Origin of the sequence: Mycobacterium sp. (assembly GCF_039583805.1) — a bacterium.
Lineage (GTDB): Bacteria > Actinomycetota > Actinomycetes > Mycobacteriales > Mycobacteriaceae > Mycobacterium.
This window is the reverse complement of record NZ_JAVKSH010000020.1, coordinates 13704-28395: the sequence shown is the minus strand read 5'-3', so window position 1 is coordinate 28395 and position 14692 is coordinate 13704. Positions and strand designations below refer to the sequence as shown.

The following is a 14692-nucleotide window of genomic DNA, read 5'->3' as shown; positions in this document are numbered from 1 at the left end:
CCTGTGCTGATGTCCGCCGAACTGACGTCTGGCCTTTACTGATTTCCGACATGCAGGTTTCCGACATACGCACGGGCCGCTGAAAGCCATTCCCCGCGAGGGATTCGCACACCCTCCGGTGCGGTGAATGTCGCGCTGTGAAGCTGTCGGAAGAATCCTAACCGCTCACCGGAGGTGGTGGAGACACTTCTTCTGGCGGATCGACATAGGCCGCCTGGATGACCTCTTTGCCCTCGGACGACACCAGAAACGCCTGCCCAGGAGGCCTTTTCTTGATCTTGATCTCCTTGGCCGGGAATTCCTGTTGATCGCCGGAGAGGAACAAGGTCGGCGATCCGGCCCCGAATGCGGCGCCGACGAACTTGTCCATGGTCGCCCGGTGGGCCTGGCTCATTTGACACGTGACGATGACGTGCAAACCGATGTCCGCGGCCGCGGGCAGCAACGGCGCCAGCGGCGTCATCGGCGGTATCACACCGCCGGCGGCCGTGATCATATGCCAGTCGTCGACCATCAAAACGACGTCGAACCCACTCCACCACGACCGCGCCCGCAGCTGCGCCGTGGTCAGGTTGTCCGGCGGCAGTCGGTTGCGCAGGTTGGTCGCCAAGGCCTTGATGGACTCGTCCAGCGTCGCGCTGTTGCGGTTGATCGCCCCGGCGTCGAGCAGGTGCGACTCCGGCACCGCGTCCAGCAGGCCCGACCGATAGTCCGCCAGCATGAACCGCACCTGCTGCGGGCTGTTGCGGGCGCAGATGGCCTCCGCGACGGCATGCGCGATGCGGGTCTTGCCGGATTTCGCCGCTCCGAAAATCAGCAGATGAGGGGCCATCTGCATGTTCGCGTAGGCTACCGTGAGGTCGGCTTCGCGCACCCCAAGCGGAATCGTCCAGCGGGTGCGGTAATCGGCGTCGGGGCCAGGTGGGTTCGGATCCAGCTGGTGCAAGTAGATCCGGTCGGGCAGCACCCTGACCTGGGGTGCCTGCCCGGTGTGTTGGGCCGCGATCTGCTGCACCGCCGCGGACATCGCCGCCACCAAGTTCTCGGCGCTGTGCACGCCGTCCAGCCTGGGCACCCCGATCATCAGGTGATGCAGTTCCTTGGAGATCGCCCGGCCGGGCCGATTGGCCGGAATCTCCCGTGTCATACGGTCGACCTGAGTTTCGTTGATGTCGCCGAGCCGGAACTCCACCTTCGTGCCCAGATAGTCGCGGACCCGGCCCTTAAGTTCCGCCCACCGCGGCGTGGAGATCACCAAGTGCACACCGAACGCCAGGCCCTGGCCGGCGAGGTCCTGCACCGTCGGCTCCAGGTCGGGAAACTCGGACACGAACGCAGGCCATCCGTCGATGATCAGGAACACGTCACCGAACGGGTCTTGCGCCGCCGGTTGGCCCGGGTCGTTACGCATCTCCCGATAGGCCGCCATCGAGCCGACGCGGTACTGCTTGAATATCAGTTCCCGCTGTCGCAGAACGGCTTTCATCTCGGCGACCATCCGGTGGACCCGGTCCGGTTCCGAGCGCGTCGCCACCCCACCGACGTGCGGCAGGTCTTCCAGGTAGATCAGGCCACCACCACCGAGGTCGATGCAGTAGACCTGCACATCCCGCGGCGAGTGCGTGGCGGCGGCCGTCAGCACCAAAGTCTGCAGGAACGTGGACTTGCCGGTCTGCGGCGCACCCCCGACGGCGATGTTGCCCCCCGCCGCGGATACATCGACGGCCCAGACGTCCTGGCGATGCCGCCGTGGCTCGTCCATGATGCCCATGCTGAACCGCAACGGCTGGCCCACGTCACGCTCGATCAGCTCGTTGACCGGTGTCGGATCTTTCAACGGCGGCAACCACATTCGGTACGCAATCGCTTCGCCGGTGCCAAGTTGGTCCAGCACGACCTCGCGCAGCACCCGCTGCTGGGGCTCGACGGTCATGGCATCACCGCCGTGTCGAAGATAGGGGCCGCGGTGAACCGGTGGATGCGAATCTCTCGTCGTCGGTGTCGGACCTCGGGCGTCTCACCGTTGGATTCGCCGTCGGTGTGCGACGGGGGTACGTAGTTGCCCCCGGTATAGACGGTCTTGAACTTCACCGGGTCCTCCATGCCGACCCGCAGAAACCCGACCCCGCTTTCCTTGTTGCTGATGTATTGCGCCTCAGGCGTTCCGATCACCGCCTTGGACTCCGCTGAGCTGGTGGTGCGCAAGGCGATGCGATAGGTTAGGTTGGGCTCGAGCTTGTCGATGCGCACGCCCCCGGTGTTCAGCGACTGGGTGGCCAGCAGCAGATGTACCCGCAACGACCGCCCGACACGGCAGATCCGGTCGAACAGCCCAATGAAGTCCGGGTGGTTCTGCAGCAGCTCGGCGAACTCGTCGACGACCACGAAAAGCGTTGGCAGTGGCCGAAGGTCAGCGCCGCGCTCCCGGTGCTTCTCGTACTCGGCGACACCGGACAGCGCGCCCGCCGCACCCACCTGCGTGCCGGCCCGGCGCAGGATCGATTGGCGCCGGTCGAGCTCACCGGTCAGCACCTCACCCATCCGGCCGACCAGCTCGGCTTCTTCCTCCATGTTGGTGACGACCGCGGCGGTGTGCGGGAGCTTCTCCATGCCCAGGAATGTCGAACCGCCCTTGAAGTCGGTGAGCAAAAGGTTCACCTGGTTGGGGTGATGCGTGGCCGCCAGCGACAAGATGAGGGTGCGCAGGAACTCCGACTTGCCCGACCCGGTGGTGCCGATCAGCATGCCGTGGGGTCCGGCACCAAATTCCGCCCCCTCCTTGATGTCCAGACGGATGACGTCGCCGGTCTTGAGTTCATGCCCGAACGGGATCCGCAGCCGGTCCTGATCGGCGTCGGCGAACATCCTCCAGCGGCTTGGCAGCACCTCTTCCGCTGTCCGTGCGCTGACCAGCTGATGCCATTCGGTGGAAACCTTCTTCTGCACACGGATCGTCTTGTCGATGATGGTGCCGGTGATCGACCACCCGGCCAGCCTGCGCGCAATGCGGGTCGCCAGCTCCGGCGACACGCAGTCGGTCGCCGACGTGACCTGTCGGAACGTCTGATTGGGCAGTCTGTCGTCGGCGGTCCCGTCCGACGCGACCCGCAGCCGGTAAGCCGAACCGCGATGGTTGCCCAGCGTGATGACCGTGACTCCGGCCCGGCCGTCGATCGGAAAGCCCGCCGAACCCTCGGTCAGATCGATCACCACGACATAGGGCCCACCCGGGCCGGCGTCCGGCGTGTGCGGACCACGCGCGCTCAGATCGCTCAGTCCGTCCGGACGGGTGAAGACCATTCGAGTCGACCCGGCCGCGTCGGTGTCGGTCGGGTGCTGAATGTGCGGCAGCCATTTCACCCAGGACCACTCCGGATCCTCGGGATCGTCGGTGAGCACCCTGATCTGCAGCAGGTCCGACGGATGGAACACCGCCAGGTGGCAGATCATGGCGCGCAGCAACCCGGCCGCACCTTTCGGGTCGCCGCCGATGGCGATGGTCGGAAAGGTACGCAGCTGAACAAGTTTCGGGCAGTCGTGGATAAGGCCATGGGTGCGCAGGAACTTCAGTACCCACATGTGACCGACCGGTTCGAGATGCGCTTGGGGTGCAGCATCCGGGCCTGCCAGCTCGCCGCCGAGAACCGGCTTCAAAAGCCGGTCGACTGCGGGCTCCGAGCCCAGCCCGATGCGAGCTGCCGCGAAGAAGCCGTTGTTCGCCTGCCGAGACCACTGCCGGTGGGTGCCGACAATCGAGAGCAAATCATCCGGATTGGGTGCGTGGTAACCGAAGAACGTCACCTGGGCGCTCGCCGACGAGGTCACCCGTGTTCGCAGACCCGCCAGGTAGCGCAGGTATTCCCGGCGATCGGCGTTGATCTCCGGGACCTTCTTGCCGCCGGGGCCGCCGCCGGCCATGAATCCGACTGTGGCCATGATCATCATCAACGGCATCATCAACATGTAGGGCGACAGCTGCCGGACGCCGGTGAAGACCATGATCGCGATCATGCCGAGCATGCCTCCGGCCATGACGTACGGAAGCACCTTCTGAACTCCCGATGGCGGAATTTCGATACCGAGATCTTCCGGTGGTGTGACGGTGATTTCGCCGGGTGTCAGCCGTGGCCCGCGTTTTATGGTCGGCGTGAACTTCTTCGTCGTCATCAGCCCTCTCCCGAATCGGCCTTGCGGGGTTTGGGGTCCGGAGGCAATGTGTCGTGCTCCAGCAGCGCGCCCTGTTTGGACAGCACCGGGCCGTCCACCAGCAGCCGAACGATCTGCCATAGTGCTTTCTTCGGCGACGTCAGGCCCAGGGTCTTCGCGGTCTCCGCGTCGGGCAACCCGTAACGCACGCCCTGCGGGTCGATGTAGTACAACGCCTCGCCGTGCTCGGGATCCGGAGACTGCAGTTGCACGAATTTTCCACCGTCGATGAAAACGGTTGCTGCTCCGGCGATCTGCTTGATTCCCATGCCCATGACGGCGGGTGGAATCGGCAGGTGTCGACCAGTCAGCACCGTCGTCGTGGGCGACTGGTCACCCGCCTCACGCACCCACGACCAACATAGCGTCGGCGAGTCCTGGCGGGCCAGGACCCTCAGCGGCTCGTCCGGCAGCGGCGATGCGTACACCCGCTCGGGGATCTTGGCGACCGCGCTCGATTCGACCGCCGGGGGTGCGATCAGGCCGAACGAATTGCTCGCGCGTAAGGCCGCAGATGTGATCGCGTTGACGCGGGCCACACCGTCGCGCAACACCACGTACTTCTGCGGACCGGCCTCGGTCTGCGTCTGGAACACCGACCCGACCACCAGATTAGCCGGTAGGCCAACCGAATTGGGTGCTCCCGCCCATGGTACCAGCGGCAGCTGCCAGGGTGCGGCGTCAGGTAACGCGTTGTACACGCCTTCGGAGACCGGCGTCGCCCTCGCGGTGACCGGTATCCCTACCGCGGAGGACACCGCGCGGTCGGTCAGGTCGACGACGTGGCGCCCGTCTTTGGTCACCACCCATTCCTTGTCGCGGTAAGAGATTAGCAGCGCCTCGTTGGGGTTCATCGGACCGACCGAAGCGTCGATAGCCAAAGGCATTGCGATCACCGATGTGTGGACTGCGGGAGTGACGCTTTCGGGGTTGGAGACGACGTCGCACAGTGCCCAGCTGGACGTGGTGTCCGGCGACACAGGGGTGGCATACGGGGCACCGGGAATCCCGATCGGCTGGCCTTTTGGCATCCTGTCGAGTTCCTGCGACTTCACCGCCGCGGGGCTGCCGGCGTTACCCAGCACCAACCGTGCTGAAGTCAGGTTGTACACCGGGTGCAGCTCCCCGCTGCCGGGCAGCACGACGTAGAGCTGGTTGGTGGTCCGGTCGACGAGCAGGTTGTCCCCGCTTCTGCGGCCGAGGGGTTTGAAGTACGCCAGCAGGCCGGCGCCGAGCCCGACCAACACCGCGATGACGATGCCGAGCCCGACCGCCCTGCTGTAGAACGCCAGCGGGTCGTCGAACATCCGGGTGTCCCGCCGCACGACAGCATGCTCGACCCGGCGAAGCAGGAATCGCCAGCCGCTGACCTGAACCTTGGTGGTTAGCCGAAATCCCGCCATGACTTACTCGACTATGTTCAGACGGCTGTGTACCGAGTCGATTGCCTCGGCCATGTCCTGGCTGTTGATCTCGCGCAGCCGCTCGACGTCGAGGGACTCGACGTCGACGGACTGGGCCAGCCGCATGTCGCGGTATTGCTCGCCGGACTCCACCAGCTGCCGGGCGTAGCGACCGTTGCCGGCGACATCCAGTGCCGGCTTGTCACCCACCGAACGCTGGCTCAACAGCTTCGCGGCCTCCAGCAGGCCCTCGGCAGCGTCCGCACTCAGCGCCGAGTCATTGCCAGCGGCAATGACTTTTGCGATCTCGAGGATCTCTTCCGGCGAGTACGAGTCGAATTCGATCCTGGTCGAGAACCGCGACCGCAGACCGTCGTTGGCTTCCAACAGCCGGTCGACGTCAGAGCTGTAACCGGCAATGATCACGACCAAGCGGTCGCGGTCGTTTTCCATCCGCGCCAACAGAGTGTCCAGTGCCTCCGTCCCGAACGGGTCGGCACGTCCGTCTCGCTCCTGCACCAGGGTGTAAGCCTCGTCGATGAAAAGTACACCGCCGATTGCTCGATCGATGGTCTTGGCGGTTTTGACCGCCGACTGCCCCTCGTACTCGGCGACGAAATCTTTCCGGGAGGTTTCGATCAGCTTCGGCTCGGCGATGACACCCAGCCCGGCCAGAATGTTTGCCACCACACGGGCGATGGTGGTCTTTCCGGTACCGGGCGGTCCCGCGAAGATCATGTGCTTGCTCGCCTGGGCGACCTTCATCCCTTTGGCGGCACGAACTTTCGCCATTTGGGTGGCGGCACGATACCTTTCGATCTGCTCTTTGACCCGGGTCAGGCCGATCTGGCGTTCGAGCTCGGACTGGGCGTCGGCGAGTAACTTGTCACGCCCGGAAGTGTCGGCCACCACACTGGCGGGATCCCACGGATCTTTGCGCGCCGCGATCGTCTCGGCGCTAGTAATCACCAGCCGGTAGGCCGGATCTTTCAGCGCGGCAGTGATTTTGGGCTCGGGGTAACTCGTCTGCAGCCACTCCAACAGTGCGGTCGCCGCCTCCTCGTTACCCTGACTGCGCTTGGTCATCGCCAGGTACCAGGCAATGGCGCGCCCGCATGCCTGGCCCGCCGGCGAATCGTGCAGTTCGGTGAGCCGCCGCTCGGCCTCGGTGAACAAACCCAGGTTCGCGGCGGCGATCCCATGCGCGATGCCGGCGGCCGAAGCCAGGAACTGGTCGGTCCACGTCGGGTTGCCCCTGATCGCGTCGATCACGTCGGTCCAGCGTTCGGCCGCACCGTAGATCACCGCCTTGACCCACGCCACCAGTTGTTCGGCGCCGCGGGACGGAGCGTTTTCCAGAGCGTCCATGGCGTCGGCGAAGTTTCCGGCAGCCGCTTCGCTGACAGCAAAGCCCAGGGTGATGGCCAGTGGCGAATTGGCCGGGTAGGTGATGTCGCCGTACAGCCCGCCGATCGACACCCGGGCGTTGAGCGCATTCATCGATGTTTCGGCCGCCCCGGCGAGCCGCCCGAAGTTAGTGCGGGAATACCACGCCCGGAACAACGTGACCCGGTCGGTGTCGCCGCACCGGATGCGACCTACCCATGCGTCGCAGGCGGATTCGTCGTAGTTGGTGATCTCGGTGAACAGCTCCAGAGCTCGGGCCTGCGACATCGGCAGCACCCCGACCGCGCTCGCGAACATGCCGGCGAGTTGGTCAGTCATGGTCGTCCGTGTAACGGGAGGCGAAGACCTCCGCCGTCGCCGCGATCACGTCTGCCGGTGACGGCAGCTCCAGCTCGCGGGTCAGGAAGTCACGCGTGGCCGCGTTGTCCTGCCCAAGCTCCCGCATGGCCTCGGAAATGAACGCGTATTGCGCGGACCGGGCCTTCTGACGGGCCAGATCCGCGATGACGAGTATCTCCTCAGCGAGATGCGCTTCGGTCATGGTCGTCACCTTCGCGGTGAGGTCGATCCCCTGCACGCGCCCGTCGAGGTATGCCGACACCGTCACCGTCCCCGCCGGGTTGCTGACGGCGAACAGCGGCGATCGGCGGTCGTCGTCCTGGTCATCCTGTGCGGCTTCGATCGCGTCCGGGCCGTCGTCGTCGTCCTCGATGCCCCCGCGCGGGACGTACTCGTCGACGGCATCCAACACCGACTGCTCGTTGTCGTCGTTTGAGACGGGGAAATCCAGGGCGGCGAAGTTGTCGTCATCGTCGTCGTCGTGAAGGTGTGACGAAGTGCCGTCCACCATGGCGTCCTTCCTGATTCGTCAACGGGACCAGTCCACTTCGGTGTGCTCGAACCAACTTCCTGACGGCAGGAATTCGACCAGACCGGTCAGTGCTCGCTGGAGGTTCTCCTGCGTTCCCGGCAGGAAGCTTCCGTACAGGTCACCGCTGACCCGGCGGGGAATCGACACCACCCTGCCCTGCGACGAGTCGGCGACACCCGCCGCAAGGTCGGTTGTCGTGGTCGTACCGCCGGGGTGGCGTTCGGTGGCGGTGATCTCCACCCAGCTGGTGGGGTTGGCGATGATCCCCGCGTAGATGCGCGCCGACTCGGGAGCAACGCCGTACTGCGCTATCTGGGCCGCGGTCGTGCACTCGGCGAGCTTGCTCGCGACCCCGGTCAGCGGTTCGACGTCGGCGGCCGGTGCGGGCCCTATCACCGTGGTCACCATTGCGGCCAGACCGACCTGCGGCGCGATCAGCTGTAGGACCAGCATGTCACCGTCGCGAGCTGCGACCACGTGGCGCTCGCCCTTGCGGCACACCACGAAGCGAATCATCGTGCCGTCGTTGACATCGCGGCGCCACCATCGGGCTTCCAACGTCCGGTCGGCGCGGCTGAGGGTGTCGACCATGGCCGCGACGGTCGGGTGCGGCGTGCCGTAGATGTCCAGCACACCCTGGTCGGTGAGATCGTGCCGGACTTGGTCCCAGACCAGGTCGCGCAATTCGGGCTGGGGGATGTTGGGGCGGATTCCCAGCGCGACGGGAAAGTCCACGAGGCTCAGCCGGTCGGCGATCACCAACATGCCGTCGATGGTCACCTCGACCCCGACGACGTCGTCGACCTTGCCGGCGGACTGGTCCGCAGCGTAAGAACTGGTCATCGTCTACCTCTGGTGGATCTGCGGGTCGCGGTCGCGTCATACCTCGCGGTGTCGGACGTGTCGGCGCGGTCGGTCGGCGCTCTCTACGACGATAAGCCACGCCGGTCGCCGCCACAGCCGCAAATTCAACCGAGCTGGCTGATCAATGCCTCGATCGCGGCGGCGGCCGCGGCGGGCACCACGTCGTCCGCCTCGGCGCCGACGACTACCTCCTCCGCGACCCCCGCGGCATGCGCGATCTCGGATATCGACAGGTTCGCCCGCCGGCGAGCGGCATACAACCGCTGCCCCAGCGTTGCACCCGGAGCCTGCGCCCCCCGCGTCATCAACTCGTCATACTGACGGCGCACCGCAGTGAGCGCTTTGATCAGCGCCTGGGTAACCCGCCCGATCTGGGTGGCGCGAACCGCAACCGCCTCGAGCCGTCGCAGGTCCGCCAGGATGGGCGCCACTCCGCGAGTGAACCCGGGATCGTCGACGGGCGGCAAGGCCGCGCTCGCCAGGTTGCAGCCGTCGACAGCGGCGATCACAGCTTGCGCGATCAACGGCACCTGGTCGTCGACGGACAGAATTTCGGTGACCTCTTCGCCCGGGGTGGGCCCTCCCGCCCGAATCCGGGCGATGGTGCCGGGGGGCCAGCGCAGCACCTCCTCCAGCTTGGCCCGAGTCCGCTCCCGAGGCCAGCTGCGACCTTTTTCGAACGCGATGAGCGCTCCGGCATTGATGACGCCGTCCGCCGCCAGGCTGCGTTGACTGATATCGAGTTCGCGGCGCCGCGCGGCCGCCGCCGCCCCGGCGCGGACCACACCGGGGTCGAGGTCCTCGGTGTGCCACGTCCCCGTGACGTCGTAGTCGGACGGCTCACTCGACCGCGGCTGATCGGTGGACGTCGACGGATGGACCACTTCGAAGGTCAGCGGTTTCCCCGTGGTGGGGTCCCCCAGCAGGACGGTCGTCCGGTCGGTGACCGTGACAGAGCCCATCCGATGTCCGTCGAGGAACATTCCATGAGCACTGCCGTCGACCACGTGCCATTGTCCATCGGCCGAGTCGACCTTCAGGGACACCCGCGGATCGTCGACCGGTACACCGTCGTGCGGGCTGCTGCCGATCGTCACCACTCCGTGGCCGCGTTCAATAGCGTGCGACCTGTCACCGGTGTGGACGATCAGCAGCTCTGGCACCGCTGTCGCCTCGAAGTCGGTCATCCCCGGTGAAGTCCTCGGATCGCTGTGGCTATAGCCATGTTGAAGCCATGTTGAAGCCACGTTGATCGTAGCTGTTGGACACAGTCGCGCGCTATGCCATAGCTACGCTTTTTCAGTCACACAACCGATCTGGCCTCAGGCGCATGCTGACTGCTAAACCGTTTCACCGCTACAGCTACGGCAGTCCAAGGCATCGCATGCGAATAGGGTGTCGCCGACGGGCGCCGATCGCCCCCACGCCGTGAGGCCAGTCCCCCCGCCGCGATATCGCCCGAAAAATCCCACTCTACGTGTTAGTAACCGGAAAAGTGCGGCGCCAAGGCGGCGCACCTCAGCGTGCGGATGTGGTCCACTCCCGACCTATCCCGAACCGCGGCGTGGGAGCAATCCACCACAGTCGAAGCAATGCTGCCGCACTCAGCGTAGCAGTAGATGTTGCATTGCTACGGTTTGTGAACTATGCTTCGCGGTAGCCGTTGCGAAACCGCAGCACTTACCGAAGGACCGGGACAGATGACCGTGACAGCCCTCAGCGAGTTGCCACTGGGTGGGTGCACACAGGACCCCGATCGCTGGACGACGGCCGCCGACGACCACGCGAAGGCGATCTGCCGCGCGTGCCCGCGCCGATGGCTCTGTGCGCGCGAAGCCTGCGAGCTTCCGGGCGTCGAAGGGCTGTGGGCCGGAGTCGTGATACCCGAATCGGGCCGGGCTCGGACGTTTGCGCTGCGCCAGCTGCGATCGCTCGCCGAACGCAACGGCTACCCCGTGCGGGAGCGGAGGGTCGGCGCCATTCCCGCATAACCGACCGGCACCCCGTCGCCGTTATGAGGGGTCGGCGGCGGGGTGTCTCCACAGTTCCTAATTCGACGGAACCGCCGTGCGCCGAGGCGCACGGCGTTCACTCTTTCCGAGGCACTGCCGGACCACGTCCTAGGTCAGGACGCGGGCGCGCCCTGGCTTGCTCCCTGGCTGCCGATAGGCGCCGGCTCACCGCCCGCCGGAGCCGGGTTCGCGGGACCCGCAGCCGGTGCTCCCGGACTGGCAGCCGGAGCCGGCGCCTCCGTGCTACCGCCCGTCGCAGGCGTTTCTGGGCTACCGCCCGTCGCAGGCGTTCCCGCGCTGCCGCCGGCGGCCGGAGCCGCGGGGCTTCCCACCTGACCCGGTGCAGCCGGGGTACTGGCCTGCCCGGGCGTCTCGGAGGTGCCGGGCGGAGCTGTCGCCGCCTGGTTGGCGGGGGCTCCCTCGGCGATGGGCGTGCCCTGGCTGCCGCCCGGGGCGGGCGCCGCCGGGTTGCCCCCCGACGAGGCCGGGTTGCCGGCGGGAGTCGTTGTCGCTCGGCCGCCCGATGTTCGCCCACCACCGGCCCCACCCGATGTCGGAGTTGCCTGAACCCACCACCCCACCGCCTGTCCGTCGGCGAGCTCGTACACAACCGAGTTCGGGTTGTCGCCGGTGACGTCGACATAAAGTTTGCCGGTCGTCTGCTGGCCCGGCGCGAGCGACGCCGGGTTGACACCCTGCGCGGTCGGCACCTCGTACAGAACGCGGTACGTCTGACCGCTGGGCGACACCGCGTTGAAATTGGACACGATCGGGGTGGCGCCGCCCTGGACGGCCTCATCGGTGGCGGTGGCTTCCCACAGGGTGCCGCGTGGCTGGTAGGGGATCGCGTCGGAGCTCTGCTTGAGTTCACTGACGGTCCAGCCCTGGACGTTGGAGCCGTCGACAAGTTGCGCCTGGCCGCCAAGATTCTGGGTGTTGACCGGTGCAGCTTCATCTTCATCGGCGACGGCGATCGGTGTACTCACGAAACCGACGGCTCCTGCAGCCGCGAGAGCCACCGCGGCGAGCGCGCTGGTGATGGTCTGCACGGCGATTCGCTCCTTAACGCGGCCCGGGCGGCGACTTTGCCGAGCCACGGCACATGCCGACGGGCCAGGCCGATTCCGCACGTTCCGTAATATCGCTGGCGCCCGCTGGCACCCCTGTGGTCTACCACTGTCGCGCGGGTGCTGCGCAACATTGCGCAGACCTCCGCTGCGCACGTCGGCCGGCGACAAGGAGGGGCATCACGAGTGCGACGACCACCACGCGTAAAGCTGTTCCAACCTGGGTCCCTGCACTCCTGATTTGACGATGCTGAACAGCAGTGCGGCGTCGTTGGTCCAGATCACCGCCGGGGAGCCCTGCCGGCTGCCGCACAACAGCATGCCGGCCGGAAGGTCCGGGGTGGCGTTGCGGTGCCAGGGGCCCGGTGACTGGATTCGCCCCGGACAATCGACCGGCCCAGATGACTTGACGATTCGGTCGAAAGCGCTCCGGAGCGAGCCCTTGTCCGCGAAAAGCGTGTAGGAAGCCGCCGACGGACCGTCCGGGTCGGAATTGCCCCCGCATAACGCTGCGGCCAATGCGCCTCGCGGCGGCGTGGTCGGCTTGCAGTTACCGGGAGCGTAGCCCGGTGGCAGCACGCTGTACAGCCGCGCCTGATTCTCGGCGGCTGCCGGCGCGGGCTCGGCAGCGCTCGGCAACGGCGGTTGGCCTGCGGTCGGCTCGCGCGGCGCAGAAGGTGCCGGCCGCACCAGCCAGATGATGAGCCATCCGACTAGCACCACGATCGCCACCCCTGCCGCACCCATGACCAGTCTTGGGTTCCGTTTCCTCGACGCCGGTCGCCGAATCGGGTGCATCGGATGGGGCGCGCCGAACTGTCCCGGCCACGCTCCGCCGACCGCGGGTGGGAACGGTGGCGGAGCCACGGAACCAGTGAACGGGGGATGGGTGTTGCGGGCGCCCGGACCCCAGGCTGGTGCATGCTGGGGATGCGGTGGCGCCGGCGGGCCGCCGTGATGGGGAGGGGCGGGTCCGACCGGTGGGTGTGGCGATGGCGGGGGAGAAGCCCGAACGGGCGGGGGTTCCACGTCGGCCTCCGGCAGGGTGGCTTCCTCGCTGCGCTCGATGATGTCGTCGGCGCGATCTTGGTCGCTCGCACTGAGCGCGTGGAGGGCCGCCTGAGCCAGATCGCCCGCGCTGGCGTAGCGGTCTTTGGGGTCCTTGGCCATGCCTCGCGCGATCACAGCGTCGAAGGAGGCAGGAACCCCGGGCCGTAGCTGGCTGGGGTGCGGGATCGGCTCCATCAGGTGCGCGGTGATGAGCATGCCCGCGCTGTCGGCACGGTACGGCGGTGACCCGGTCAAGCACTCGTGCAGGACACAGGTCAGCGCATAGATATCGACGCCGGGAGCCAAGTCGGCGTTGGTGAATCGCTCCGGCGCCGAGTACTTCCAGGTCCCCACGGCGCTGCCGGTTTGGGTCAGGCGCTCGTCGGTGGTGGCGCTGGCGATCCCGAAATCGACCAGATACGCGAAGTCGTCGCGGGTGACCAGAATGTTTTCCGGTTTGATGTCCCGATGGACCACGCCGGCGGCGTGCGCGGCGTCCAACGCCGACGCCGCCTGGCGAACAATGGCAACCGCGCGCGGGGGAGCCAGGGCGCCGGATTGTTCCAACAGCACGGCCAGGTCGGTGCCTTCGATGAGGCGCATGTCCAGATACAGCTGCCCGTCGATCTCGCCGTAGTCGTGGACGGGCACCACGTGCGGTTCCTGGAGTCGTCCCGCGGTGCGTGCTTCTCGCTGGAGTCGCTCGCGGAACACCGGGTCGTGGCACAGCGCCGGAGACAACACCTTCAGCGCCACAAACCGCTCTTTTACGGTGTCCTCGGCTTCGTACACCTCGCCCATGCCGCCGCGCCCGATCAGTCGCCTGAGGTGATAGCGCCCGAACTGTGAGCCCACCCGCGAACCTTGCGCGGTGTCACTCATCGCCGACTCCTAGAACCAATCAACGACCCCCTCCGCGGCGGCGAGGCGACGTCTGAGACAGACTCACCGGGCGCGACCCCACATACGTCCAGAATGACGGCGATTCCTCGGCACGTAGGTCTCGGCACAACCGTAGCAGCACGATTACCGGGGTACTCGGGTGTTAGCTGGCGCCGTCATACCTGTGCGCTGCCACGGCGTCCGCGGACTGGCTCGCAATCCGCGTCGCGGCCAGGGTCGATCCGGGGCATCCTGACATCGGTCGGCTCGTCGGGCTCCCACACAGCGACCCTGGAGGCGTCGGTGAACTCGAACCGCACGTCCTCGGCCGTTCGCTTGCCGAAATTCCTGACGACGGGCTCGATCGGATGCCGGTCCGCTGCGTGCGGCTCCATGAACATACAGACCCGCGGGTCGCACCTGACGGGTGGCGGCCAAAAGGTGCCTCCAGTAGACCCGTGCCATCGGGGCCGGGGCGACGACCAGCCATGCGGTGGACCCGAGCGCGATCCCATCCCGTCATCGGTCACCGACCTACCCCACCAAAACGTTCCTTCCGGGGAACGTCCGCAGCACGATGTCGCGAGCTGCGAGCATGCCGCGTCACCAGCCAGAATCACGAGTGCCCAGAATCACGAGTGCCCAGAATCACGAGTGCAGGGTGGGGCGACTTCGGTCGGATGTCCTCGGGTCGCACGGCACCATGTGCCCGTCGCTTCCTCGGGATTCGAGGCACCCGCCCCGGGGGCCGGCACACGCCGCTGCCGGCCACGAGCACACCCGTGAACCACGCCGCACGGCACGGGTGCCGAAAGTCCCGAGACATCGCAAGGGAGTGCACTGGGGGTGGGCGAAGGGGGACTTGAACCCCCACGTCCCGAAGGACACTGGCACCTGAAGCCAGCGCGTCTGCCATTCCGCCACTCGCCC

10 protein-coding genes, 1 tRNA gene and 1 pseudogene are annotated in these 14692 nt (G+C 66.7%); 1 reads left to right on the top strand and 11 read right to left on the bottom strand.

What is annotated here, in order from left to right; translation table 11 throughout:
• Positions 1-157: 157 nt before the first annotated feature.
• From eccCb to ABDW21_RS04310, 7 genes are all read right to left on the bottom strand, one after another.
• Positions 158-1933, bottom strand: coding sequence for a type VII secretion protein EccCb (gene eccCb, locus ABDW21_RS04340; protein WP_343601681.1), 1776 nt, complete (start codon positions 1931-1933; stop codon positions 158-160).
• Positions 1930-4167 (bottom strand): type VII secretion protein EccCa, encoded by a 2238-nt coding sequence (gene eccCa, locus ABDW21_RS04335; protein ID WP_343710094.1) that lies wholly within the window; start codon positions 4165-4167, stop codon positions 1930-1932. The genes eccCb and eccCa overlap by 4 nt, the downstream gene beginning before the upstream one ends.
• Positions 4167-5609 (bottom strand): type VII secretion protein EccB, encoded by a 1443-nt coding sequence (gene eccB, locus ABDW21_RS04330; protein ID WP_343710093.1) that lies wholly within the window; start codon positions 5607-5609, stop codon positions 4167-4169. Before eccB ends, eccCa begins: the two co-directional genes overlap by 1 nt.
• Positions 5610-5612: 3 nt before the next feature.
• Entirely contained in the window at positions 5613-7334 is a 1722-nt protein-coding gene (gene eccA / locus ABDW21_RS04325; protein ID WP_343710092.1) for a type VII secretion AAA-ATPase EccA, read from the bottom strand.
• On the bottom strand, positions 7327-7863 hold the full coding sequence (locus tag ABDW21_RS04320; protein WP_343710091.1) for a YbaB/EbfC family DNA-binding protein: 537 nt from the start codon (positions 7861-7863) through the stop codon (positions 7327-7329). The genes eccA and ABDW21_RS04320 overlap by 8 nt, the downstream gene beginning before the upstream one ends.
• A 21-nt stretch (positions 7864-7884) precedes the next feature.
• A complete protein-coding gene (locus tag ABDW21_RS04315) occupies positions 7885-8730 on the bottom strand; it encodes an ESX secretion-associated protein EspG (protein WP_343601676.1) in 846 nt (281 codons plus the stop codon).
• 125 nt (positions 8731-8855) lie between these two features.
• A complete protein-coding gene (locus tag ABDW21_RS04310) occupies positions 8856-9938 on the bottom strand; it encodes an FHA domain-containing protein (RefSeq protein ID WP_343601675.1) in 1083 nt (360 codons plus the stop codon).
• Positions 9939-10451: 513 nt separating this feature from the next.
• Between ABDW21_RS04310 and ABDW21_RS04305 the strand changes: the two genes are divergently transcribed.
• Positions 10452-10742 (top strand): WhiB family transcriptional regulator, encoded by a 291-nt coding sequence (locus ABDW21_RS04305; protein ID WP_343601674.1) that lies wholly within the window; start codon positions 10452-10454, stop codon positions 10740-10742.
• A 134-nt stretch (positions 10743-10876) separates the two neighbouring features.
• Here ABDW21_RS04305 and ABDW21_RS04300 read toward each other — a convergent pair whose 3' ends face one another.
• The 4 genes and pseudogenes from ABDW21_RS04300 to ABDW21_RS04285 form a co-directional block, all read right to left on the bottom strand.
• A complete protein-coding gene (locus ABDW21_RS04300; RefSeq protein ID WP_343601826.1) occupies positions 10877-11812 on the bottom strand; it encodes a DUF1942 domain-containing protein in 936 nt (311 codons plus the stop codon).
• Between the two features lie 198 nt (positions 11813-12010).
• Positions 12011-13762, bottom strand: a complete 1752-nt coding sequence (locus tag ABDW21_RS04295; RefSeq protein WP_343601825.1) for a serine/threonine-protein kinase — start codon at positions 13760-13762, stop codon at positions 12011-12013.
• Positions 13763-14037: 275 nt separating this feature from the next.
• Positions 14038-14185, bottom strand: a pseudogene (locus ABDW21_RS04290) (hypothetical protein); the annotation flags it as partial.
• A 424-nt stretch (positions 14186-14609) separates the two neighbouring features.
• Positions 14610-14692: transfer RNA gene (locus ABDW21_RS04285), tRNA-Leu, on the bottom strand.

Bases quoted from the DNA above. Each gene is read 5' to 3' on its own strand.
- ABDW21_RS04310 (WP_343601675.1), bottom strand. From the start codon at position 9,938: ATGACCGACTTCGAGGCGACAGCGGTGCCAGAGCTGCTGATCGTCCAC.
- ABDW21_RS04295 (WP_343601825.1), bottom strand. From the start codon at position 13,762: ATGAGTGACACCGCGCAAGGTTCGCGGGTGGGCTCACAGTTCGGGCGC.
- eccB (WP_343710093.1), bottom strand. From the start codon at position 5,609: ATGGCGGGATTTCGGCTAACCACCAAGGTTCAGGTCAGCGGCTGGCGA.
- eccCb (WP_343601681.1), bottom strand. From the start codon at position 1,933: ATGACCGTCGAGCCCCAGCAGCGGGTGCTGCGCGAGGTCGTGCTGGAC.
- ABDW21_RS04305 (WP_343601674.1), top strand. From the start codon at position 10,452: ATGACCGTGACAGCCCTCAGCGAGTTGCCACTGGGTGGGTGCACACAG.
- eccA (WP_343710092.1), bottom strand. From the start codon at position 7,334: ATGACTGACCAACTCGCCGGCATGTTCGCGAGCGCGGTCGGGGTGCTG.
- ABDW21_RS04315 (WP_343601676.1), bottom strand. From the start codon at position 8,730: ATGACCAGTTCTTACGCTGCGGACCAGTCCGCCGGCAAGGTCGACGAC.
- eccCa (WP_343710094.1), bottom strand. From the start codon at position 4,167: ATGACGACGAAGAAGTTCACGCCGACCATAAAACGCGGGCCACGGCTG.